The sequence below is a fragment of the Chitinimonas lacunae genome, assembly GCF_042650885.1.
In the GTDB taxonomy this organism is placed as follows: domain Bacteria; phylum Pseudomonadota; class Gammaproteobacteria; order Burkholderiales; family Chitinimonadaceae; genus Chitinimonas_A; species Chitinimonas_A lacunae.
This window is the reverse complement of record NZ_JBHSBU010000001.1, coordinates 1,856,429-1,878,849: the sequence shown is the minus strand read 5'-3', so window position 1 is coordinate 1,878,849 and position 22,421 is coordinate 1,856,429. Positions and strand designations below refer to the sequence as shown.

Sequence of the window (22,421 nt, the reverse complement as noted above, 5' to 3'; positions counted from 1 at the left end):
GTTCGCCGCGTCGGGCGCTCCGTAACGTTGCGCCACGGCCGTCGCCGGGGCGGCAAAAGCTGGTAGAATATTAGGTCGTTCTGGTGTCGGCAAGCTGGCTTATCCGCTTACCGACGCAGTTTGCGCCCCGTATTCACCGTGGCGCAAACTTTTTCCAGTTTTAACTTGTCCATTCTGCTTTTGGAGAATATCTCAATGGCCATCGAACGCACGCTGTCGATCGTGAAACCCGATGCGGTTGCCAAGAATGTGGTGGGTCAGATCTACACCCGCTTCGAAAACGCCGGTCTCAAGATCGTCGCCGCCAAGATGAAGCATCTGTCGCGCGCTGAAGCCGAAGGCTTCTACGCCGTGCACAAAGAGCGTCCCTTCTTCAAGGATTTGGTCGACTTCATGGTGTCCGGTCCGGTGATGGTCCAGGTGCTCGAAGGCGAAAACGCCGTGCTGAAGAACCGTGAGCTGATGGGCGCCACCGACCCGAAGAAGGCTGAAAAGGGCACCATCCGCGCCGATTTCGCCGACTCGATCGACGCCAATGCCGTCCATGGCTCCGACAGCGCCGAGAATGCCGCGATCGAAATCGCCTACTTCTTCCCCGCTTCTGAAGTCTATTCCCGCTAAGCCGTACTGCGATGACCGTCAACCTGCTTGATTTCGACGCCAGCCGTCTCAACGCCTTTCTCGCCGAACGCGGCGAGAAGCCATTCCGCGCCAAGCAATTGCTGCGCTGGATCCATCATTTCGGCGAAGACGACTTCGGCAAGATGACGGACATCGCCAAGACGACCCGGGAAAAGCTGGCGGCGGAGGCCATTGTGGCGCCGCCGCGGCTTCTGACCGAACAGGCATCGAGCGATGGCACCCGCAAGTGGCTGCTCGATGTCGGTACCGGTAACGGTATCGAGACCGTATTCATCCCCGAAGACGACCGTGGCACCTTATGTGTATCGAGCCAGGTCGGCTGTGCACTCGACTGCACCTTCTGCTCCACCGGCCGGCAGGGTTTCAACCGTAACCTCAGCACGGCCGAGATCATCGGCCAACTCTGGTGGGCCAACCGAGCCCTGGGGCGCGACCCCAAGGGCGAGCGCATCGTCTCCAATGTGGTGATGATGGGCATGGGCGAACCGCTCGCCAATTTCGACAATGTGGTCGCCGCGTTGCGGCTGATGCTCGATGACCACGCCTATGGCCTGAGCCGGCGGCGAGTCACCCTGTCTACCTCGGGCCTGGTGCCGGCGATGGATCGCCTGCGCGAAGCCTGTCCGGTGGCGCTGGCCGTGTCGCTCCATGCGCCCAACGACCCCTTGCGCGACGAGATCGTCCCGATCAACAAGAAATACCCGCTCAAGGAATTGATGGCAGCCTGCCTGCGTTATCTGGAAAAGGCGCCACGCGATTTCGTGACCTTCGAATATGTCATGCTCGACGGCGTCAACGACACGCTGCTGCACGCCGAGCAACTGATTGCACTGGTACGCGATGTGCCATGCAAATTCAATCTGATTCCTTTCAATCCTTTCCCCAATTCGGGCTATCAACGCTCCCAGCCCGAAGCCATCCGCCGCTTCCGCGATCGGCTGATCGAGGCAGGCTATGTCGTCACGGTCAGAAAGACCCGGGGCGACGATATCGATGCCGCCTGCGGTCAACTGGCCGGGCAGGTGAAGGATAAGACCAAGCGGACGCTCAGGTTGGCGGCCGCGGAGCAGACCACCCACACGATACGGCTAAGCCGGGAGACGCGCCCATGAGAATCGTCCAGTTGGTGTTGTGCAGTCTGTTGTCGGGTGCCCTGACGGCCACGGCCGTCGCGGCTGAGGAAGGACAATCGGCCGCCAGGACCGAACTGGCGCGCTTGCGCACCGAACTGGCCGGCGGCTACTATGCCCGCGGCCAGTACGCCGTCGCGCTCGAAGAGGTCAAGACGGCGCTCGAGGCCGCCAGCGACTATGGCCCCGCTTATAACGTCCAGGGTCTGATCTATATGGATCTGGGCGAGCTTGATACCGCCGAGCAGAGTTTCCAGCGTGCCCTGCGGATCGACTCGACCAACCCTGACAACAACCATAACTACGGCTGGTTCCTGTGCAACAAGCGGGCCCGTTATCCCGAAGCGATCCGTTATTTCTTCGCTGCGCTGAAGAATCCGCTCTATGCCACTCCGGTCAAGTCGATCCAGCTGGTGGGCATCTGCGCGCTGCGCGGCAACGATCTGGCGATGGCCGAGGAATACCTGCAACGGGCCGACCGTATGCTGCCCAATAACGGCCAGACGGTGCTGGGCCTGGCGGGCCTTGCCTACCGGCGCGGCGAGTTGCAGCAGGCGCGTGATCTGTTGCTGCGTCAGGCCCGCCTGGTGTCGCCGAGCGCCGAATCGCTGTGGCTCAATATCCGGGTCGAGCGCAAGCTCGGCAACAGCGACGTGGAGCAGGGTTTTGCCAAGGAATTGCGTACCCGTTTTCCTGACAGCCCGGAAGCCAAGCTGCTGGCGCAACAAAAATTCGATTAACCAGCCCCGCTCAACGGCATGACCGACATCCGTACCGACCAGACTTCCCCGACGTTGTCGGCCGGCGCCATCCTCGCCGCTCACCGCCGCGAATCCGGCTATAGCGTCGACGATGTCGCCGCCAAGCTGAAGCTCGCCAAGCGCCAGGTCGAGGCCATCGAAGCCGACCGTTACCGCGATCTGCCGGGCAATACCTTTGTGCGCGGTTTTGTGCGCAACTATGCCCGCATGCTCCAGCTCGATCCACAACCGCTGCTCGACTACCTGGACCGCCATCTGCCGGCCGAAACGCCGCAGGCAGCGCTGCCCAAGCTCGCCGACGAGGCCATGCCCGATCTGCGCCCCAATGGTTCGAGCAATGGCCGTGGCTTTGGCACGGCGCTGGTGGTGGGGGTATTGATCACCCTGGTGGCGTTTGCGGCGCTGCGCTATCTCGATTTAGGGGGCAAGGAGCCGCAACTTACCTTGAGCCCGCCGGCCACCTTGCCCGACGCCCCGGCCCAGCCGGCCGTGACGACTGCCCCCTCGCTCGCCGATCCGGCGATGACTGCACCCGCTGCCACCACGGCAGCGACGCCGGCCGCCACCCCACCCACACCGGCTACGCCCACCGCCCCGGTCGAAGGGGAAGTCCGTCTGGTCACCAAGGAGGACAGTTGGGTCCAGGTGATAGACAGCAGCGGCAAGCGGCTGATCTACGGCATGGTCAAGGCCGGTGAACCGCGCGCGGTGAGCGGCGTTGCGCCCTATAAGGTGAAGATCGGCCGCGCCCAGGGCGCCGAGCTGTATTACAAGAATCAGCCTGCCGATCTGGCCGCCCATACCCAGAATGATGTCGCTTCGCTGGAATTGAAATAATGAGCAAGTTGTCCCGCCGCCTCTCCCGCCAGGTGATGGTCGGTCATGTTCCGGTCGGCGGTGGTGCGCCCGTGGTGGTGCAGTCGATGACCAACACCGATACCGCCGACGCCGCCGCCACCGTGCAGCAGGTGTATGAGCTGTGGCAGGCCGGTTCCGAACTGGTCCGCATCACGGTCAATTCGCCCGAAGCGGCGGCCCAGGTCGCCACCATCCGTGCCCGGCTCGATGCCATGGGCTGTCCGGTGCCGTTGGTGGGCGACTTCCATTTCAACGGCCACAAACTGCTGAGTCAGTACCCCGACTGCGCCGCGGCTCTGGCCAAGTACCGGATCAACCCTGGCAACGTCGGCCGCGGCAGCAAGCGCGACGAGCAGTTCGCCACCATGATCGAAACCGCCATCCGTTACGGCAAGCCGGTGCGCATCGGCGTCAACTGGGGCAGTCTTGACCAGGCCATGCTGGCCCGGCTGATGGACGAGAACTCGCGCCGGGCCGAACCGTGGCCGGCTGATGCCATGATGCGCGAAGCCTTGATCCAGTCGGCGCTCGAGAGCGCGGCCAAGGCCGAGGAGCTGGGTCTGCCGGGCGACCGGATCTGCATCTCGTGCAAGGTCAGCGATGTGCAGGACCTGATCCGGGTCTATCGCGAACTGGCCAGCCGCTGCGATTACCCGCTCCATCTGGGTCTGACCGAAGCCGGCATGGGCTCCAAGGGCATCGTCGCCTCGACTGCCGCCTTGTCGGTGCTGCTGCAAGAAGGCATCGGCGACACCATCCGCGTCTCCCTGACGCCCGAACCAGGTGAGCCGCGCACCAAAGAAGTAGTGGTGGCGCAGGAAATCCTCCAGACCATGGGCATACGCTCGTTCACCCCGCTGGTGACGGCCTGCCCCGGCTGTGGCCGTACCACCAGTACCTTCTTCCAGGAACTGGCTCAGAAGATCCAGCGCTATCTGCGCGAGCAGATGCCGGTCTGGCGCGAGCGCTACCCCGGCGTCGAGACCATGAACGTGGCGGTGATGGGCTGCGTGGTCAATGGTCCGGGCGAATCGAAGCTGGCCAATATCGGTATTTCCCTGCCCGGCACCGGTGAAGTGCCGGTGGCGCCGGTCTATGTCGATGGTGAAAAGACCGTCACCTTGAAGGGCGAGGCGATTGCCGAGGAGTTCCAGCAGATCGTCCAGCGCTATGTCGAGGAGAACTACGGCGAGGGCGGCGTGCGTCGCCGCGATGGCCGGGTAATTCCTCTTCACATAGTGTAAATATTTATTTTTATTTAAACGTCGCACCTAGTCTTGCACACTTATGGCAGAAAAAATTCAAAGCGTGAAAGGGATGTATGACATCCTGCCCGGTGAGTCGGCGTTGTGGCTCAAGCTCGAAGACATCGCCCGGCGGGTGCTGTCGCAGTACGGCTACCGCAATATCCGCACCCCGATCGTCGAACCGACCGCCCTGTTTGTCCGCGCGGTTGGCGAGCATACCGACATCGTGGAAAAGGAGATGTTCGCCTGGGAAGACGCGCTGAACGGCCATAAGCTGGCGCTGCGCCCCGAAGGGACGGCGGGCGTGGTGCGTGCGGTGATCGAACACAATATGGTGTACAACGGCCCGGTCCGGCTGTGGTACACCGGTCCGATGTTCCGCCACGAAAACGTGCAGAAGGGCCGGCAGCGCCAGTTCACCCAGATCGGGGTCGAGGCGTTCGGCTTTGATGGTCCGGACGTCGATGCCGAGCAGATCATCCTGCTGGCGCGACTGTGGCGCGAGCTGGGCCTGGCGGACGTGGCGGCGTTGCAGATCAATACCATCGGCGACCTCGACGAGCGGGCCGCCTACCGGCAGGAGCTGATCAGCTATTTCGAGCGTCACGCCGAGCTGCTCGACGGTGATGCCCGGCGCCGGCTCCATGCCAATCCGCTGCGCATCCTCGACAGCAAGAACCCGGCGATGCAGGAAATGATCGACGGGGCACCGCGTCTGCTCGATCAACTGGGCAGCGACAGCCGCGCCCACTTCGACGGCCTGTGCCGCCTGCTCGACGACGCCGGCGTCGCTTACCAGATCAATACCCGCCTGGTCCGTGGCCTCGACTACTACAACCGCAGCGTATTTGAATGGGTGACCGACCGTCTGGGCGCTCAGGGCACCATCGCAGCCGGTGGCCGCTATGACGGACTGGTGGCGCAGATGGGTGGCCGCCCGGCCCCGGCCGTGGGCTTTGGTCTTGGCATGGAGCGCGTGCTTCTGCTGATGAAGGAACTTGGTGTGGCGGCAAGCGACGAACTCGACGCCTATCTGGTCTATTCAGGCGAAGCCGCCAGCCGGCAGGCACCCCGTCTGGCCGAAGCGCTGCGCGACGCTGGTGTGCGGGTCATCCTGCACAGCGGCGGCGGCAAGTTCGCCAATCAGATGAAGCGGGCCGACGCGGCCGGTGCGGCGTTTGCCGTGATCCTGGGCGATGACGAAGCGAGCCAGGGCAGCGCCACGCTGAAGCCGCTGCGCGGCCAGGGCGAGCAACGCACGCTGGCGCAGGCCGAATTGGCCGCCGCCATACTCGGACGCTAATCATGCTGCCGGGACTCGGTCTGTCGTGGCGCCTGGTGGCGCTCGATGTGGTGGGCGCCCTGCTCGCCGGCCTTGGCATGCTGGGTCTCGCCGGTGGCGGTGGCTGGCTGCCGCCGTGGCTGACCGACAAGACCGTGGCCGGTGCGCTGTTCGGCGCCGGCCTTGGCATGATGGCCTACTTTTTCGTGGTTCTGATGAAGAAAATCAGGACAGCACAGCGCAAGCACCAGCGCCTATAAATCTAGTTTTGGAAAGAAAGCAGACAAATGGCAGCATTCGATTTGCAAGAGCAGGAACAGATCGATGAATTGAAGGCCTGGTGGAGCAAATGGGGCCGGCTGGTCAGCGGTTGTCTGATCGCCGTGGTGGTGGGCTATCTGGGCCGCCATGCCTGGCAGGCGTATCAGAACAACCAGGGCAATAGTGCCGCCGAAGCCTACGCCGCGGTCGAGGCCGGGGTCGAGGCCAAGGACCCGGCCAAGGTCCGCGCCGCTGCCGAGAAGATGCGCACCGACAATGCCAATGCCGCGCTGACCCCGCGTGCCATGCTGGTGGCGGCCAAGACCGCCTTTGAGGCTGGCGATCTCGACAATGCGCGCAAGTCGCTTGAATGGGTGGTGGCCAACGCCAAGGAAGACGCGCTGATCGATACCGCCAATCTGCGTCTGGCTGCGGTGCTGCTTGACCAGAAACAATTCGATGCCGCCTTGAAGGCCGTGCAGGGCGCCAAGGTGGCGAGCTTCGCGGCGCTGTTTGCCGATATGCGCGGCGATGTGCTGTCGATCAAGGGCGATATCGCCGGTGCCAAGGCCGCCTACCAGGAAGCCCTGGTCAAGCTCGACGCCAAGGCGCCGGTGCGCAAGCTGGTCGAAACCAAGCTCAACGCCCTGGGAGCCTAACGCCGTGCGTCCGCTCCGTTTCCCGCTGGCCCTGTCGCTGGCCGCCCTGCTAGCCGCCTGTGCCGGTGTCGACAATAGCCCGCAGCCGACGCCGCTGAGCGATATCGCCGCCAAGACCACGCTGCGTACTGCCTGGAAAGCCTCGTTCGGCCCGGGCCAGCTTTATCGTTTCGCCCCCGATATCGATGGCGAGGCAGTCTATATGGCCAGCGCCAGCCAGGGTTTTGCCGGCTTTGCCAAGGCCGACGGCCGCAAGCTCGCCGAATTCCGCGCCGAGCGGCCGCTCGCGGGTGGCATCAGCGCCAGTCGCGGCACGGTGGTGGCGGGCACGCTCAAAGGTGAGGTATTGGCCTACGAGCCGAGTGGCCGGCTCAAATGGCGGGCCCAGGTGTCAAGCGAAGTGGTGTCGCCGCCGGTCAGCGCCGAGGGGGCGGTGGTGGTGCGCAGCGTCGATGGCCGGGTCTGGGCGCTTGAGCTTGAAGATGGCAAGGTCCGCTGGCAGTTCCAGCGCAGCCAGCCGGCGCTGGTGCTGCGCAACTACGCGCCCGTCACGATCGCCGATGGCGTGGTATTCGTCGGTATGGCCGGTGGCAAGCTCGCGGCGGTATCGCTGCGCGATGGCCGTCTGCTGTGGGAATCGGTGGTGGCGCCGCCGCGTGGCGCCACCGAACTCGAGCGTGTCACGGATATCAGCTCGGCTCCGGCCGTCGAGGGCAGCGAAGTCTGCGCCGTGGCCTTCCAGGGCCGGGTCGCCTGCTTCAATGTCAGCAACGGCCAGCAGCTGTGGGCACGCGAGGTATCGAGCTATGCCGGCCTTGCGATGGATAAGAAGCAGGTCTATGTCAGCGACGAGACCGGCAATGTGATGGCGTTCGAGCGCTCCGGCGGCCGGACGCTGTGGAAGCAGGACAAACTCTATGGCCGGCGCCTGAGCGCACCGGCCGTGTATCAGGGTCTGGTGGCGGTTGGCGACTTCGAGGGGGTGGTGCATCTGCTCGATCCGGCCGACGGCTCATTCCGGGCCCGTCAGACTACGGACAAGAGCCGTATCTTGGTCGCTCCCCGGCTCGTCGATGACAAGCTGCTGGTGCAGACCGAGGCGGGCGGCCTGTTCGCTTTTGTTTCGCCTTGAGGAAGTAGCATGAAACCCACCATAGCGCTGGTCGGCCGACCCAATGTCGGCAAGTCGACGCTGTTCAATCGACTGACGAAAAGCCGCGATGCGCTGGTCGCCGACCTGCCTGGCCTGACCCGTGACCGTCACTATGGCCACGGCCGCGTCGGCGGCAAACCTTATCTGGTGGTCGATACCGGCGGCTTTGAGCCGGTGGCTGACGACGGCATCCTGTACGAGATGGCGCGGCAGACGCTGCAAGCCATCGATGAGGCCGACGCCGTGGTCTTTATCGTCGATGCCCGCATCGGGCTGACCCCGCAAGACAAGCTGATCGCCAACCGGCTGCGGCAGCTCGACCGGCCGGTACGGCTGGCGGTCAATAAGGCCGAAGGGATGCAGGCGTCCATCGTGGCCGCCGAATTCTACGAGCTGGGCCTGGGTGAGCCGTGGGCAATCTCGGCCAGCCATGGCGAAGGGGTGCGGGGCCTGATGGAGGACATCCTCGACGGCTTTACCGTCGATCCCGAGCCCGAGACGCTCGATCATCCCAAGATCGCCATCATCGGCCGCCCCAACGTCGGCAAATCCACCCTGGTCAATGCCATCCTGGGCGAGGAGCGGGTGATCGCCTTCGACCAGCCGGGTACCACGCGTGACTCGATCTATATCGAGTTCGAACGCAATGAACGCCCCTATACGGTGATCGATACCGCCGGGGTCAGACGGCGCGGCAAGGTCAACGAGGCCATCGAGAAATTCTCGGTGGTCAAGACCATGCAGGCCATCGAGGACGCCAATGTCGCGGTGCTGGTGCTCGATGCCAGCCAGGACGTGGCCGAGCAGGATGCCCATATCGCCGGTTTCGCGCTTGAGGCCGGCCGTGCCCTGGTGGTGGCGGTCAATAAATGGGAAAGCCTCGACAACGGCCAGCGCGAGCAGGTCAAACGCGATATCGCACGAAAATTGGGCTTTCTCGACTTCGCACGTTTCCATTACATTTCGGCGTTGCAGGGCCGAGGTGTGGGTGACCTGTTTGCCTCGATCGATGCCGCCTACGAGGCGGCCATGGTCAAGCTGCCCACGCCGCGATTGACCCGGGCGCTGCAACTGGCAGTCGAGAAGCAGGCGCCGCCGCGAGCGGGCATGGTCCGACCCAAGCTCAAATACGCCCACCAGGGCGGCGTCAACCCGCCGGTCGTGGTGGTGCATGGCACGGCGTTGGAACATATACCCGATAGTTACTGGCGTTACCTGGAACATTCGTTTCTCAAGATGTTCAAATTGCAGGGCACGCCACTCAAGGTCCAGTTCAAACGCTCGGCCAACCCGTTCGGCGACAAGAAGGGAACGTGACGCTGCTTGTGCTTCGGGCAAAAACTGCTAAGAAGGACAAGAGGCGTCGACTGCCGATTTGACGGAATTTCGTCGTTTTTCAATCAATTAACGGAGAATTACAACATGAGCGCGAAGGGGCAAATGCTACAAGACCCATTCCTGAACATTCTGCGCAAAGAACATGTTCCGGTGTCGATCTACCTCGTGAACGGCATCAAGCTGCAAGGCCAAATCGAATCGTTCGACCAGTATGTGGTCCTGCTGCGTAATACCGTGACCCAGATGGTCTACAAGCACGCCATCTCCACCGTCGTACCGGCCCGTCCGGTCAGCATCCCCTACGATAACCAGAAAGAACAGGCCCAGTCCGACGCCTGATCGCCGGGGCGCCTGGGAGCGCGGAGCAGCACTGCTCCGCGTTCTTGCTGTTGGTGCTGCCACTCCATCTCCCATTCCATAGGTTCAATAAGTGTTCGAACGCCATCAGGGCGGTAACGAGGCCGTGCTGGTTTGCCTGGATTTCGGCGAACCCGACTATCTCGAAAGCATTGAAGAATTCAAACTGCTGGCTGAAGGCAATGGCTATGAAGCCCGGGTGGTGATCCAGGGCAAACGGCAAAAGCCCGATGCCAAACTGTTTGCCGGCAGCGGCAAGGTCGAGGAGATCGCCGCCGCGGTGCAGGCCAGCAATGCCAGCACGGTGCTGTTCAACCACGCCCTGTCAGGCGCTCAGGAACGCAATCTGGAACGGGCGCTGCAATGTCGGGTGTCGGACCGGGTCCGGCTGATCCTCGATATCTTTGCCCAGCGCGCCCGCAGCGCCGAGGGCAAACTGCAGGTGGAGTTGGCGCAGCTGCAATATCTGTCGACCCGGTTGGTCCGTGGCTGGACCCACCTGGAGCGGCAGCGCGGCGGTATCGGCACCCGGGGCGGCCCAGGCGAGACTCAGCTGGAGATCGACCGCCGCCTGATCGGTGACAAGATGAAATCGGTCAAGGAGCGTCTGCTCCAGGTGCAGAAGCAGCGCGATACCCAGCGGCGGGCGCGCGAACGGGCAGGGCAGTTTTCGGTATCGCTGGTGGGTTATACCAATGCCGGCAAGTCCACACTGTTCAATGCCCTGACCCACGCCAATGTCTATGCAGCGAACCAGTTGTTCGCCACGCTCGACACCACTAACCGCAAGCTGTTTCTCGATCACGAGCATTCGCTGGTATTGTCCGATACGGTCGGCTTTATCCGCGACCTGCCGCACGGCCTGGTGGCAGCTTTCCGTGCCACGCTCGAGGAAACGGTGCGGGCCAGTTTATTGCTGCATGTGGTAGACGCCGCCAGCGATACCCGTGAGATGCAGATCGTCGAGGTCAACAAGGTGCTGACCGAAATCGGTGCCGACCGGATTCCGCAAATCCTGGTCTGGAACAAGATCGATCTCAAGCAAGGCGAGCCGCAGGTCGAGCGTGACGAATATGGTAAGATCCGCGCTGTCCGCATAAGCGCGAAAATGAACCAGGGCCTGGATTTGTTGCGGCAGGCGCTGGTCGAAGCGATGCCCATCTCCCCAACCACGGAATAAGCAATGTCGCAACCCGATCCGCAATGGGGCCGCCGTCGCAACGACGGTCCGCCTGACCTCGACGAAATCATTCGCGAATACTTCAACAAACTGAAGCAGTTCTTCGGTGGCAAGCCCAATCAGCCAGGCACTCCGCCGGGCAGCGGCGCCGTGCTCGGCGGCGTCGGGGTGGTGGCGGCGCTGATCGGCCTGATCTGGCTCGGCAGCGGCTTCTACTCGGTCGATGTGCGCGAGCAGGCCGTGGTGCTGCGTTTCGGCCGCTACCTCGAAACCACCGATGCCGGTCTGCGTTGGCGCATGCCCTGGCCGATCGAATCGCACGAGATCGTCAACCTGTCCGAAATCCGTTCGGTCGAGATTGGCGCGCGCGGCGATACCAAACGGCAGAACGAAGAATCGCTGATGCTGACCCAGGATCAGAACATCATCGATATGCAACTCGAAGTCCAATACGACATCAAGGATGCCGAGGACTTCCTGTTCAACAACGCCACCGCCAACCGCGACGCCACCGACCTGGTCAAGCAGGCGGCCGAGACGGCGATCCGCGAAGTGGTGGGGCGCAATAAGGTCGACTTCGTCCTGAACGAAGGCCGGGCTCAGATTGCCGCCGAAACCACCCGTCTGATGCAGAGCCTGCTCGACCATTACCGCACCGGTGTCCAGGTGTCGCGCGTCAACATCAACGACGTGCAGGCCCCCGAGCCGGTCCAGGCGGCGTTTGCCGATGCGGTCAAGGCCGGTCAGGACAAGGTCAAGCTCACCAACGAGGGGACGGCCTACGCCAATACCGTGGTGCCCAAGGCCGACGGTGACGCCGCCCAGTTGATCAAGGAGGCCGAGGGCTACAAGCAGTCGGTGATCGCCCGCGCCGAGGGTGATGCGGCCCGCTTCCGCCAGGTGGTCGACGAATACAACAAAGCCCCGCAGGTGATGCGCGATCGGCTCTATCTCGAGGCGATGCAGCAGATCCTCACCAATAGCAGCAAAGTGCTGGTCGACCAGAAATCGGGTGGCAACAGCATGCTCTATCTGCCGCTCGATAAGCTGCTCCAGCAGTCGGCCCTGCCAGCGGCACCTGCCGCCCAGCCGGCGGTCGATCCGGCTACCGCTGCCCGCAACAGTATCGAACTGCCGACTTCGACCAGTCCGGAACTGCTGCGGCCCAAGGTGGACCTGAGCATCCGGGGTGAAAGAGAGGGCCGCTGATATGCAGAAACTGATTCCGACCCTGATTATCGTGTTGTTCGGCTTGCTGATCCTCAGCCTGTCGGTGTTTACCGTGGACCAGCGCCAGTACGCCCTGGTCAGCCAATGGGGCGAGATCGTCCGGGTGATCAAGGAGCCTGGTCTGTACTTCAAGATTCCGCTGCTACAGACCAAGAGCTATTTCGACCGCCGCACGCTGACCATGGATGCCGAAGCGCCCGAGCGCTTCAACACCATCGAAAAGAAGAATGTGCTGGTCAACAGCTACGTCAAATGGCAGGTGGCCGATGTCGAGCGCTACTACAAGAGTGTGCGCGGCAATGCCACCCAGGCCGAGGCGCGGCTGCGTCGCACCGTCAACGATGTGCTGCGGGCCGAGTTCGGTCGGCAGACCGTGCAGGATGTGATCTCGGGTAAGCGCGACCAGGTGATGGATGTGGTGCGCGATGTGGTCGATGCCGATGCGCGCAAGATCGGGGTGAAGATTATCGATGTGCGGCTCAAGCGGGTCGATTTCCCCGACGACATCAGCAACGCGGTATACGACCGCATGGTGTCCGAGCGCAAGACCGTCGCCAATCAGTTGCGTTCGGAAGGTGCGGCCCAGGCTGTGACGATCCGGGCCGAAGCCGACCGCAAGCGGGTGGTGATTCTGGCCGAAGCCTATAGCAAGGCCCAGAAGCTGATGGGTGAGGGCGATGCCCAGGCAGCCGGCATCTATGCCAGCGCCTACGGTCAGAACGCCGAGTTCTACGCCTTCTACAAGAGTCTTGAAGCCTATAAACAGACCTTCAAGAACAAGGGCGACGTGCTGGTGCTCGAGCCCAATTCCTATTTCTTCAAGTACATGAAGGATCCGCGCGGCGCTGGCGCTAAGTAGTATCGCTAGCCGCGTTGGAGATGCAATCTGTGGGATAATCCGTCCCGGCAGCTGGCCCTCGCCCTGAACGGCGGGGGCCAATTGCTGTCCGCCGTTCCTTTCAGCAGCGCGCCTGCCGCGCCCGACTGCCAAGCCTGATCACCATGCGTAACTGGATTCTGCCCGAACATATCTCCGACCTGCTGCCGCCCGAGGCCCGCCGCGTGGAAACCCTGCGCCGCGCCATGCTCGATCTGGCGGCCGGTTTCGGCTACGAGCTGGTGCTGCCGCCGCTGATCGAGTATGTCGATTCGCTGCTGCCGCCTGCCGATGCTGCGCTGGAGCTCAAAACCTTCAAGCTGACCGATCAGCTGTCGGGCCGCCAGCTCGGTCTGCGTGCCGATATCACGCCGCAGGTGGCGCGTATCGATGCCCATCTGCTCAACCGTCAGGGGGTGGCGCGGCTGTGCTATGCCGGCTCGACTGTCCATGCGCTGCCCGACGGTATCCTGTCTTCGCGCGAACCGCTGCAACTTGGCGCTGAAATCTACGGCTTTGCCGGTGTGGCCGCCGATGTGGAGGTGGTGGAGCTGATGCGCGAGTGCCTGCGGTTGGCCGGGATCGAACAGGTCCATCTCGATATCGGCCATATCGGCCTGTTCCTGGCGCTGGCCGATGCGGCAGCGCTAAGCGGCGAGCGGCGCGAAGCGGTATTCCGGGCCATCCAGCAGAAAGACCTGCCAAGCCTTGCTGCGCTGGTGGCCGGTCTGCCGGCCCCGCTGGCGCAAGGTCTTGCTGCCTTGCCGACCCTCTATGGTGGCGCCGAGGTGCTGGCTGCGGCCGAGCAACGACTTCCTGCGCTGCCACCCATTACGGCCGCGCTTGCCGCGCTGCGCGATCTGACCGAAGCCTTGGCCGCGCGTGGCATCGTGCCGCATTACGATCTGTCCGAGCTGCGCTCGGGCTACTACCACACCGGCCTGGTGTTTGCCGCCTATGCCGAAGGCTGGGCCAATGCGGTGGCGCGCGGTGGCCGCTATGACCATGTCGGCGAGCGCTTCGGTCGGCCGCGTCCGGCCACCGGTTTCAGCGTCGATTTGAAGGAACTGAGCCGCCGGCTGGCGCCGGCACTGGCCCGGCGCGCCATTCTGGCACCCGACCGGCTCGATCCGGCCCTGGCCGATGCGATCCGTGCGCTGCGCAGTGCCGGCGAAACGGTGGTGGTACGGCTGGGCGAGGTGATCGATGTCGAGGAGCTGCATGCCGACCGCGAACTGGTCGAGCGCGGCGGTCAATGGCAAGTGGTGCCGCTCGGCGCCTAAGATAGAGAAGTGCGCGGGCCGGGCCCGCGCGTCGATTCCTGTCCGGCCGGCCTTCGAGCGGCCGTCCGGCCCGCCGTCCGCGGCGGACTCCCTAAGTCTGAACGAGGAAGATTCCAATGAGCCGTAATGTAGTCGTGATTGGCACCCAATGGGGTGACGAAGGCAAAGGCAAAATCGTCGATTGGCTGACCGATCACGCCGATGGGGTGGTGCGCTTCCAGGGCGGTCACAATGCCGGTCATACCCTGATCATCGGCGGCAAGAAGACGGTGTTGCGCCTGATCCCGTCGGGCATCCTGCGCGAAGGCGTGGCCTGCTATATCGGCAATGGCGTGGTGCTGTCGCCGTCGGCACTGCTGACCGAAATCGACGAACTCGAAGCCGGCGGCGTCGATGTGGCCTCGCGGCTCAAGATCTCCGAAGCCTGCCCGCTGATCCTGCCCTACCATGTTGCCATGGACCAGGCGCGCGAACAGGCCAAGGGCGCCGGCAAGATCGGCACCACGGGCCGTGGCGTCGGCCCGGCCTATGAAGACAAGGTCGCCCGCCGCGCCATCCGGGTGCAGGACCTGTTCCACCGCGAGCGTTTCGCCGCCAAGCTGGGCGAGAACCTCGACTATTACAACTTCATCCTCAAGAACTACTACCACGTCGATACCATCGACTTCCAGCAGACCCTCGAAGAAACCTTCCGTCTGGCTGAGCGGATCAAGCCGATGGTGGCCGATGTATCGCGTCTCTTGAACGAGCGCCATGCCGAAGGCCGCCGTTTCCTGTTCGAAGGTGCCCAGGGCACGCTGCTTGACGTCGACCACGGCACCTATCCCTTTGTCACGTCGAGCAATTGCGTGGCCGGCACCGCCTCGTCGGGCGCTGGGGTGGCACCGCAGATGCTGCACTATGTGCTCGGCATCACCAAGGCCTATACCACCCGGGTCGGCTCGGGTCCGTTCCCGACCGAGCTGTTCGATGATGTGGGCGCTGGCCTGGCCAAGCGCGGCAATGAATTCGGTTCGGTCACGGGCCGGCCGCGTCGCTGCGGTTGGTTCGACGCCGCTGCGCTCAAGCGCTCGATCCAGATCAACGGCGTCTCGGGCCTGTGCATCACCAAGATGGATGTGATGGATGGCATGGAATCGATCCAGATCTGCGTCGGCTATGAAATCGACGGCCAGCGCCGCGATATCCTGCCGGTGGGCGCCGAAGAGCTGGCCGGCTGCAAGCCGATCTACGAGGAAATGCCGGGCTGGAGCGACAGCACGGTCGGCATCAAGCGCTACGACGAGCTGCCGCTCGCTGCCCGCAACTATCTCAAGCGGATCGAAGCCGTGACCGGCGCGCCGATCGATATCATCTCGACCGGCCCGGACCGCGAAGAAACCATCGTGCTGCGTCACCCGTTCGAGGCCTGATCTGATGACCGTGCTGTCCGTCAACGTCAATAAGATCGCTGTATTGCGCAATTCGCGTGGCGGTGTGCTGCCCGATGTGGTCGAGGCGGCCCGCTGCTGTATCGCTGCCGGCTGCGGCGGCATTACGGTGCATCCACGTCCCGACCAGCGCCATATCCGGCCCGATGATGTACGCGCGCTGGCCGCGCTGACGGCCGCTACGGTCGAGTTCAATATCGAAGGCAATCCGTTCGCCCCGCCGCGCGGCAGCTATCCGGGCCTCAGCGCCCTGATTGCCGAAACGCGACCGGCCCAGGCCACCCTGGTACCCGACGGCGATGGTCAGATCACGTCCGACCATGGCTTTGATCTGCGCCGTGACGGCGAACGGCTCAAGCCGCTGATCCGTGAACTCAAGTTCCATGGCTGCCGCGTCAGCCTGTTCATGGACGCCGGTTCGCCCGATATCGAGCTGGCTGCCGATATCGGTGCCGACCGGATCGAGATCTACACCGGCCCCTATGCCGAAGCCTTCAGCCGCGGCGATTATGCGGCCGAGCTGGCCCGCTGCGCCGACACTGCCCGCCGCGCCCGTGCGGCCGGTCTGGCGGTCAATGCGGGGCACGATCTCGATCAGCGCAATCTGGGGCCATTCCTGCGCGCTTTGCCGGAAGTGGAGGAAGTGTCGATCGGTCATGCCCTGATCGGCGAGGCACTCTACGATGGACTGGCGGCTACGGTTGCCAATTACCTGAAGGTGATTGCGGCCGCACGCAGTTAAGCCGATAGCCGGCCCGTTCGACGGGCCGGCTATTTTATTTTTTGTTTAGATAGATTTCTGAGTCTTGCAGACGTTTTGCAGATTTTTTTCTACAAAACAGAGAAATATGAAAAAGCCGCGAAACCTGATCGATTTCGCGGCTTTTGGCAATTCGGTGGTGCCCAGGAGAAGACTCGAACTTCCACGGTATTGCTACCGCTAGGACCTGAACCTAGTGCGTCTACCAATTCCGCCACCTGGGCAACGTCAGACTGTCGTCTGGCGTAGAGCTGTGCATTATAGAGATTTCAGAAAGTCTGTCAACGATTGATGCGAAAAATTTTAAGGATGGAAGCGGGCCAGCGGCTTGATCAAATCGGAGGATAGATATTGCGAAACTTGATGGGCAGGGATAAAGCAAAAGACCGCGAATTGCTTCGCGGTCTTTCGTTGAATTCGGTGGTGCCCAGGAGAAGACTCGAACTTCCACGGTATTGCTACCGCTAGGACCTGAACCTAGTGCGTCTACCAATTCCGCCACCTGGGCAACGCTAGACAGTCGATTTGCAACGATTTGTCTTGCGTAGAGGGCCGTATTATAGGGAAAATCGCCGGAGTGTCAATATTTCATCCGCAAAACTTTCCGATTTGTTTCCCCCGAGCGCGGGTCTGCCAATCCATGGCTGGACCGACGCACGCTAATTGCCTACAGAAAAAACAAAAGACCGCGAATTGCTTCGCGGTCTCTGTTGAATTCGGTGGTGCCCAGGAGAAGACTCGAACTTCCACGGTATTGCTACCGCTAGGACCTGAACCTAGTGCGTCTACCAATTCCGCCACCTGGGCTTCGAACATCGCTGCTTCGCAGCAGCGCGTCGAGAGATGCGCATTATAGAGAAAGAAAAAACCATGTCAAGCATGGACAATACAAAAAGTAAAAACACCCATCTACCCAAAGCCGCCCAGGCGCTGCGCGCCGCCGACCCCTATCTCGAACAGGAACGGCAGCGCTATTCCAATCCATTGCCCAGTCGCGGCTATATGCTGCAACTGCTGGTCGAACGTGGCACCCCGATGCCGGTCGAGGAACTGGTCGAGTTGTTCGCGATCCAGCCCGACGAGGCCGATTTCTTCCAGCGTCGTCTGAACGCCATGGCGCGTGAAGGCGATATCGTGATCAACCGCAAAGGCGCCATCTGCGTCGCCGACAAGCTCGACCTGATCAAGGGCCGGGTGCAGGGCCATGCCGATGGCTTTGGCTTTGTGGTGCCCGATGACGGCAGTCCCGATCTGTTTCTGTCGCCCAAGGAAATGTACAAGGCGCTCCATGGCGACCGGGTGATGGCGCGCGAAATCGGCATCGACCGCCGTGGCCGGCGCGAGGGCAAGATCGTCGAGGTGCTGGAGCGGGTCAATAAGCTGCTGGTCGGCCGTCTGTTCGACGATCGCGGCGTGCGTTTCGTGGTGGCCGAGGAAAAACGGATCAGTCAGGACATCCTGATCGAGCCGGGCTCGGGCAGCCTGGCCGCCGAGCCGGGCCAGGTGGTGATGGTCGAACTGCTGACCCAGCCCAGCCACTATACCCAGCCCATGGGCCGCATCGTCCAGGTGCTCGGCAATTACGGCGACCCGGGCATGGAAATCGAAATCGCCCTGCGCAAACACGACCTGCCGCGTGAATTCCCGGCCGAGGCCCAAGCACAGGCCGAGCGTACCCCGCAAAAAGTCAGGAAGCAGGATTGGAAGACGCCCGAAGGGCTGGAGCGGGTCGATGTGCGCGAACTCGATCTGGTCACCATCGATGGCGAGACTGCGCGTGACTTCGACGATGCGGTCTATGCCGAACGCCAGGGCCGCGACTGGCGGCTGGTGGTGGCGATTGCCGATGTCTCGCACTATGTGCGGCCGGGTGATGCACTTGATCGGAGCGCCTATGAGCGCGGTACCTCGGTCTATTTCCCGCGCCGGGTGATTCCGATGCTGCCCGAAGCGCTGTCGAACGGTATCTGTTCGCTCAATCCGGAAGTCGAGCGGCTGTGCATGGTGTGCGATATGACGCTGGGCGCGCGCGGCAAGATCAAAAGCTACCGTTTCTATCCGGCAGTGATGCGGTCCAAGGCCCGTTTCACCTATAACGAGGTCTGGGACATTCTGCAACAGCCCATCGGTCCAGCCGCCCAGAAGCGGGGTGGGCTGGTGGCGGGCCTGCAGGATTTATACGCCTTGTTCAAGGTGCTGCTGCGGCAACGGGAGCGGCGTGGCGCCATCGACTTCGAGACCACCGAAACGGTGATGGAATTCAACGACCACGGCAAGATCGAACGCATCGTTCCGGTCCGGCGCAACGATGCCCATCGGCTGATCGAGGAATGCATGCTGGCGGCCAATGTCTGCGCAGCCGACTATCTGGGCCAGCATCACCATACGGCCTTGTACCGTATCCACGAAGGGCCGACCGAACAGAAGCTCGAAGCGTTGCGGCGCTTTCTCAACGAACGCGGTCTGAGCCTGGGCGGCGGGGACGATCCCGAGGCACGCGACTATGCCGAGCTGATTACCCAGATCAAGCCACGACCCGATGCGGCGCTCTTGCAGACCCTGATGCTGCGTTCGCTGCAACAGGCGGTCTACAGTCCCGAGCGGCTCGGCCATTTCGGGCTGGCTTATGAGGCCTATACCCATTTCACTTCGCCGATCCGGCGCTATCCCGATCTGCTGGTACATCGTTCGATCAAGGCGGTACTGGCCGGCACGCGCTACCAGCCGGGCGACTGGGCCGCGATCGGCCATCACTGCTCGGCGACCGAGCGCCGCGCCGACGAAGCCACCCGCGATGTCGAGAACTGGCTCAAGTGCTTCTTCATGCGCGACAAGATCGGCGAGGAATTCGACGGCATCATTACCGCCACCACCGGTTTCGGGGTGTTCGTGCTGCTGAGCGACCTCTATGTCGAAGGCCTGGTGCATATCTCCGAACTGGGCAGTGACTACTTCCATTTCGATGCGCCGAGCCACACCTTGCGCGGCGAGCGCAGCGGTCGCAGCTTTGGCCTGACCGACCGCTTGCGGGTCCGGGTGGCCCGGGTCGATCTGGAAACCAGCCGGATCGAGCTGACTCTGGTCGAAGCCGCCACGGCGTCGCCCGACACCTCCGAGCCCAAGCCGGCGCGCGCCGCGCGCAAAGGGAAATAGACGATGAAGCCACTTGCCTGGGAGGAATGCGACCGTTTCGCCTGGCTATCGGTACCCGTATGGGTACTGGACCTTGCGGCGCGGCGCATCGTCTGGGCCAATGCCGCCGGATTGCGGCTATGGCAGGCCGACGATGCGGCAGCGTTGAGCCGGCGCACGCTCGACTGCGACGAGGCGGCCTGGGATTCGCTCGGTGCCCTGCACGAAGCGCTGTGGCGCGGCGAACCGGTGGCGCTTGACTGGCATCGTTTTCCCGGGCTGAGCGCCCACCATATCGCGCTGAGCACTGCGCCAATGTATCTGGCGGGCGGCGGTCACGGCATGCTGCTGCAAGCCGAACGCGGGGCCGGGGAAACCGACCCGGCGGCGCTGCGCGGGGTCGAGGCGGTCCTGCATTTCGCCATTGCCGTGGTGATGTTCGATCTCGAAGGCGGGGTACTGATGAAGAACCCGGCTGCCTTGCGGGCCTTTCCGCAACTGGGCAGCGAAGGTGCCAGCTTCTTCGAGCTGTTCGACCCGGTCGAGGAGGGACGCGAAGTCTGGCGTGGCGCGATCGAGAACGGGGTGGACCAGGGGGAGCGGCTATTGGCCAGTCAGCCGCAGCCGCGCTGGTACGGCTATATCCTGCACCGCGCCATCGACCCGGTCAGCGGCGACCAGGCCATGCTGCTGACGGCGCAGGATGTGACCGAACGGGTCCAGTCGGAACAGCGCTTCCGGGTACTGTTCGAGCAATCGGCCAATGCGATGTTGCTGTTCGATCCGGTCGACGACTGCATCGTCGACTGCAACCGGGCCGCCGTGCAGTTGCTGCGGCTGGCCAGTCGCCAGCAATTGATCGAGGGCGACCCGGCCCGTTTTTATCCGCAACGCCAAAGCGATGGCCGTTCTTCGCGCGACAAGGCCATCGAGATGGCCGAGCGCGCGCTCAAGCGCGGCTGGCATCGCTATGAATGGCTGCTGCTGCGCGCCGATGGCAGCGAGATTCTGGTCGAAGTCACCCTGTCGCCCGTGACGGTGGGGCGGCGCACCCTGCTGCTGGCGGTGTGGTACGACCTGTCGCTCAGAAAGCAATTCGAACAGGAACTGGTGGCGGCGAAAGAGGCGGCCGAAGCGGCCAACCAGGCCAAGAGCCAGTTTTTGGCCAATATGAGCCACGAAATCCGCACCCCGCTCAACGCGATCATTGGCATGGCGCGGCTGCTGCAGGATACGGTGCTCGACCCCAGTCAGCAGGGTCATCTCGAAGTGATCCGCTATGCCGCCGACAGCCTGCTTGGGCTGGTCGGCGACATTCTCGACTTCTCCCGCATCGAGGCCGGCAAGCTCGCGCTCGATCAGCATGTATTCGATCTGCATGCCCTGGCCCGCAAGACCATGGGGCTGATCCGCTTCCGGGCCGAGGAAAAGCATCTGAACCTGACCCTCACGGTATCGCCCGATCTGCCACGCTGGGTCGAGGGCGACGAGGGTCGTTTGCGGCAGGTGCTGATCAATCTGCTGGGCAATGCGATCAAATTCACCGAAACAGGCGGCGTCGAGCTGCGGCTCGAGGCCAATGGCAACGACCATGCGCTCGAGTTGAGCGCGGCCGTGCTCGACACCGGCATCGGGATTCCGCCGCATAAGCTCGATGCGATTTTCGAGGCATTTGCCCAGGCCGACGAATCGATCACTCGGCGCTATGGCGGCAGCGGCCTGGGCCTGACCATCTCGCGGCGGCTAGTGGCGGCGATGGGCGGCCGGCTATGGGCCGACAGCCTGCCGGGTGTCGGCAGCACCTTCCATTTCACGGTCCAGCTCCAGCCGGCCAGCCCGCCGCCTGAAACCGTGATACCGATGGCCTCGGGCTCGCTGCGCTCACTCGATATCCTGCTGGCCGAAGACAATGCGATGAATCAACGGCTTGCCACCGCCGTGCTCGAACGCGCCGGCCACCGGGTGACCATTGCCCACAACGGCGCCCAGGCGCTGGCACGGCAGCGCGACCACGACTACGACCTGATCCTGATGGATATGCAGATGCCCGAACTCGACGGCCTGCAGGCCACCCGGCTGATCCGGGCCGAGGAGCCGCCCGGACGACATATCCCGATCATCGCCATGACCGCCGATGTCACGGCCGACAGCCGAGGTCGCTGCCTGGCGGCAGGAATGGACGATTATCTGACCAAGCCGCTATCGCTCGAAGCACTCGATCTGGTGCTGGCCCGGGTGGCGGCCAATCTCGGGCCTGCGCCGCTGCTGCCTGCGGCCACCCCGCCTGCCACCGCTGTACCTAGCCCTGCTGCCATGATGCCGACACCACCTGCGCTTACCCCTTCCTTGTCTACGGTTCTCGATTCTGTATTGGAGCCGTCCGCCTCCGCGCCGGCGCGCAACTGGGATGCCGCCCGGGCCGCTGAGCTGTGTGGCGGCAACTGGGTCCTGCTGGCCGAGCTGGTCGGCCTGCTGCTTGAAGAGTGGCCGCAACGGCGCACTTTGCTCGACCAGCTGACGGCCGCGGCCGATCCGACCGGTCTGGCGCAATTGGCCCATAAGATGAAGGGAAGTTTTGGCGCGCTCGCGCTGACTCAGCCCAGCGATGCGGCCTATGCCGTCGAGCGGGCCGGGCGTGATGGTCGGGTTGACCTTGACGCGATCGGTCGTCTGCGCGAAGCGGGCGATGCCACCGGTGCCATGCTGCGGCAATGGCTGGCCGAGCGGGTCCACCAGCCGGGCTGAGTGACCAACGGTCAATACAAGTGGTCCGGATTTCTGGCACTTTCCAATATATTTTCTTTATTTTCCGCTATGTATCTTGCAAATGTTTTGCATGAT

The 22,421-nt window shown here is 63.1% G+C and carries 19 protein-coding genes and 3 tRNA genes; 19 read left to right on the top strand and 3 right to left on the bottom strand.

Annotated elements, in window-relative coordinates; genetic code table 11:
- Positions 1-195: 195 nt before the first annotated feature.
- The 17 genes from ndk to ACFOW7_RS07555 all read left to right on the top strand — a co-directional run bounded on the left by ndk (position 196) and on the right by ACFOW7_RS07555 (position 16,430).
- Positions 196-621 (top strand): nucleoside-diphosphate kinase, encoded by a 426-nt coding sequence (gene ndk / locus ACFOW7_RS07635; RefSeq protein ID WP_378162759.1) that lies wholly within the window; start codon positions 196-198, stop codon positions 619-621.
- Between the two features lie 11 nt (positions 622-632).
- On the top strand, positions 633-1,754 hold the full coding sequence (rlmN, locus tag ACFOW7_RS07630) for a 23S rRNA (adenine(2503)-C(2))-methyltransferase RlmN (protein WP_378162757.1): 1,122 nt from the start codon (positions 633-635) through the stop codon (positions 1,752-1,754).
- Positions 1,751-2,512 carry a type IV pilus biogenesis/stability protein PilW gene (gene pilW, locus ACFOW7_RS07625; RefSeq protein WP_378162755.1) on the top strand — a complete coding sequence of 254 codons (762 nt, stop codon included), beginning with the start codon at positions 1,751-1,753 and terminating at the stop codon, positions 2,510-2,512. Before rlmN ends, pilW begins: the two co-directional genes overlap by 4 nt.
- An 18-nt stretch (positions 2,513-2,530) precedes the next feature.
- A complete protein-coding gene (locus ACFOW7_RS07620; RefSeq protein WP_378162753.1) occupies positions 2,531-3,370 on the top strand; it encodes a helix-turn-helix domain-containing protein in 840 nt (279 codons plus the stop codon).
- The gene (ispG, locus tag ACFOW7_RS07615) at positions 3,370-4,635 is read left to right on the top strand and encodes a flavodoxin-dependent (E)-4-hydroxy-3-methylbut-2-enyl-diphosphate synthase (RefSeq protein WP_378162751.1); all 1,266 of its coding nucleotides are present in this window, start codon (positions 3,370-3,372) and stop codon (positions 4,633-4,635) included. Before ACFOW7_RS07620 ends, ispG begins: the two co-directional genes overlap by 1 nt.
- A 43-nt stretch (positions 4,636-4,678) precedes the next feature.
- The gene (gene hisS / locus ACFOW7_RS07610; RefSeq protein ID WP_378162749.1) at positions 4,679-5,941 is read left to right on the top strand and encodes a histidine--tRNA ligase; all 1,263 of its coding nucleotides are present in this window, start codon (positions 4,679-4,681) and stop codon (positions 5,939-5,941) included.
- Positions 5,942-5,943: 2 nt separating this feature from the next.
- Positions 5,944-6,180 (top strand): hypothetical protein, encoded by a 237-nt coding sequence (locus tag ACFOW7_RS07605; RefSeq protein WP_378162747.1) that lies wholly within the window; start codon positions 5,944-5,946, stop codon positions 6,178-6,180.
- Between the two features lie 27 nt (positions 6,181-6,207).
- The gene (locus tag ACFOW7_RS07600) at positions 6,208-6,840 is read left to right on the top strand and encodes a YfgM family protein (protein WP_378162745.1); all 633 of its coding nucleotides are present in this window, start codon (positions 6,208-6,210) and stop codon (positions 6,838-6,840) included.
- Between the two features lie 4 nt (positions 6,841-6,844).
- Complete coding sequence (bamB, locus tag ACFOW7_RS07595; protein WP_378162743.1) at positions 6,845-7,972, top strand: outer membrane protein assembly factor BamB; 1,128 nt, start codon at positions 6,845-6,847, stop codon at positions 7,970-7,972.
- 9 nt (positions 7,973-7,981) lie between these two features.
- Positions 7,982-9,310, top strand: a complete 1,329-nt coding sequence (gene der, locus ACFOW7_RS07590; RefSeq protein ID WP_378162739.1) for a ribosome biogenesis GTPase Der — start codon at positions 7,982-7,984, stop codon at positions 9,308-9,310.
- A gap of 105 nt (positions 9,311-9,415) precedes the next feature.
- Complete coding sequence (gene hfq, locus ACFOW7_RS07585; protein ID WP_378162737.1) at positions 9,416-9,670, top strand: RNA chaperone Hfq; 255 nt, start codon at positions 9,416-9,418, stop codon at positions 9,668-9,670.
- Positions 9,671-9,761: 91 nt separating this feature from the next.
- The gene (gene hflX / locus ACFOW7_RS07580; protein ID WP_378162735.1) at positions 9,762-10,868 is read left to right on the top strand and encodes a GTPase HflX; all 1,107 of its coding nucleotides are present in this window, start codon (positions 9,762-9,764) and stop codon (positions 10,866-10,868) included.
- Between the two features lie 3 nt (positions 10,869-10,871).
- Positions 10,872-12,077 carry an FtsH protease activity modulator HflK gene (hflK, locus tag ACFOW7_RS07575; protein WP_378162733.1) on the top strand — a complete coding sequence of 402 codons (1,206 nt, stop codon included), beginning with the start codon at positions 10,872-10,874 and terminating at the stop codon, positions 12,075-12,077.
- 1 nt (position 12,078) lies between these two features.
- Positions 12,079-12,957 (top strand): protease modulator HflC, encoded by an 879-nt coding sequence (gene hflC, locus ACFOW7_RS07570; protein ID WP_378162731.1) that lies wholly within the window; start codon positions 12,079-12,081, stop codon positions 12,955-12,957.
- Positions 12,958-13,100: 143 nt separating this feature from the next.
- On the top strand, positions 13,101-14,258 hold the full coding sequence (locus ACFOW7_RS07565; RefSeq protein ID WP_449252218.1) for an ATP phosphoribosyltransferase regulatory subunit: 1,158 nt from the start codon (positions 13,101-13,103) through the stop codon (positions 14,256-14,258).
- Between the two features lie 116 nt (positions 14,259-14,374).
- Positions 14,375-15,670: an adenylosuccinate synthase gene (locus tag ACFOW7_RS07560; protein WP_378162729.1), complete on the top strand. Its 1,296-nt coding sequence runs from the start codon at positions 14,375-14,377 to the stop codon at positions 15,668-15,670.
- 4 nt (positions 15,671-15,674) lie between these two features.
- Complete coding sequence (locus ACFOW7_RS07555; RefSeq protein WP_378162727.1) at positions 15,675-16,430, top strand: pyridoxine 5'-phosphate synthase; 756 nt, start codon at positions 15,675-15,677, stop codon at positions 16,428-16,430.
- Between the two features lie 155 nt (positions 16,431-16,585).
- Here ACFOW7_RS07555 and ACFOW7_RS07550 read toward each other — a convergent pair.
- The 3 genes from ACFOW7_RS07550 to ACFOW7_RS07540 all read right to left on the bottom strand — a co-directional run bounded on the left by ACFOW7_RS07550 (position 16,586) and on the right by ACFOW7_RS07540 (position 17,255).
- Positions 16,586-16,672, bottom strand: a tRNA-Leu gene (locus tag ACFOW7_RS07550).
- A gap of 197 nt (positions 16,673-16,869) precedes the next feature.
- A tRNA-Leu gene (locus ACFOW7_RS07545) sits at positions 16,870-16,956 on the bottom strand.
- 212 nt (positions 16,957-17,168) lie between these two features.
- Positions 17,169-17,255, bottom strand: a tRNA-Leu gene (locus ACFOW7_RS07540).
- 72 nt (positions 17,256-17,327) lie between these two features.
- On the opposite strand from ACFOW7_RS07540, the gene rnr reads away from it, so the two are divergent.
- Complete coding sequence (rnr, locus tag ACFOW7_RS07535) at positions 17,328-19,601, top strand: ribonuclease R (RefSeq protein WP_378162724.1); 2,274 nt, start codon at positions 17,328-17,330, stop codon at positions 19,599-19,601.
- 3 nt (positions 19,602-19,604) lie between these two features.
- A complete protein-coding gene (locus ACFOW7_RS07530) occupies positions 19,605-22,325 on the top strand; it encodes an ATP-binding protein (protein ID WP_378162722.1) in 2,721 nt (906 codons plus the stop codon).
- Positions 22,326-22,421: the final 96 nt, after the last annotated feature.

Coding starts and splice junctions, on each gene's coding strand:
- rnr (WP_378162724.1), top strand. CDS start 17,328: ATGGACAATACAAAAAGTAAAAACACCCATCTACCCAAAGCCGCCCAG.
- ACFOW7_RS07620 (WP_378162753.1), top strand. CDS start 2,531: ATGACCGACATCCGTACCGACCAGACTTCCCCGACGTTGTCGGCCGGC.
- ACFOW7_RS07605 (WP_378162747.1), top strand. CDS start 5,944: ATGCTGCCGGGACTCGGTCTGTCGTGGCGCCTGGTGGCGCTCGATGTG.
- hfq (WP_378162737.1), top strand. CDS start 9,416: ATGAGCGCGAAGGGGCAAATGCTACAAGACCCATTCCTGAACATTCTG.
- hisS (WP_378162749.1), top strand. CDS start 4,679: ATGGCAGAAAAAATTCAAAGCGTGAAAGGGATGTATGACATCCTGCCC.
- ACFOW7_RS07600 (WP_378162745.1), top strand. CDS start 6,208: ATGGCAGCATTCGATTTGCAAGAGCAGGAACAGATCGATGAATTGAAG.
- pilW (WP_378162755.1), top strand. CDS start 1,751: ATGAGAATCGTCCAGTTGGTGTTGTGCAGTCTGTTGTCGGGTGCCCTG.
- ACFOW7_RS07530 (WP_378162722.1), top strand. CDS start 19,605: ATGAAGCCACTTGCCTGGGAGGAATGCGACCGTTTCGCCTGGCTATCG.
- hflC (WP_378162731.1), top strand. CDS start 12,079: ATGCAGAAACTGATTCCGACCCTGATTATCGTGTTGTTCGGCTTGCTG.
- ACFOW7_RS07560 (WP_378162729.1), top strand. CDS start 14,375: ATGAGCCGTAATGTAGTCGTGATTGGCACCCAATGGGGTGACGAAGGC.
- rlmN (WP_378162757.1), top strand. CDS start 633: ATGACCGTCAACCTGCTTGATTTCGACGCCAGCCGTCTCAACGCCTTT.
- ispG (WP_378162751.1), top strand. CDS start 3,370: ATGAGCAAGTTGTCCCGCCGCCTCTCCCGCCAGGTGATGGTCGGTCAT.
- der (WP_378162739.1), top strand. CDS start 7,982: ATGAAACCCACCATAGCGCTGGTCGGCCGACCCAATGTCGGCAAGTCG.
- ACFOW7_RS07565 (WP_449252218.1), top strand. CDS start 13,101: ATGCGTAACTGGATTCTGCCCGAACATATCTCCGACCTGCTGCCGCCC.
- ndk (WP_378162759.1), top strand. CDS start 196: ATGGCCATCGAACGCACGCTGTCGATCGTGAAACCCGATGCGGTTGCC.
- ACFOW7_RS07555 (WP_378162727.1), top strand. CDS start 15,675: ATGACCGTGCTGTCCGTCAACGTCAATAAGATCGCTGTATTGCGCAAT.
- hflK (WP_378162733.1), top strand. CDS start 10,872: ATGTCGCAACCCGATCCGCAATGGGGCCGCCGTCGCAACGACGGTCCG.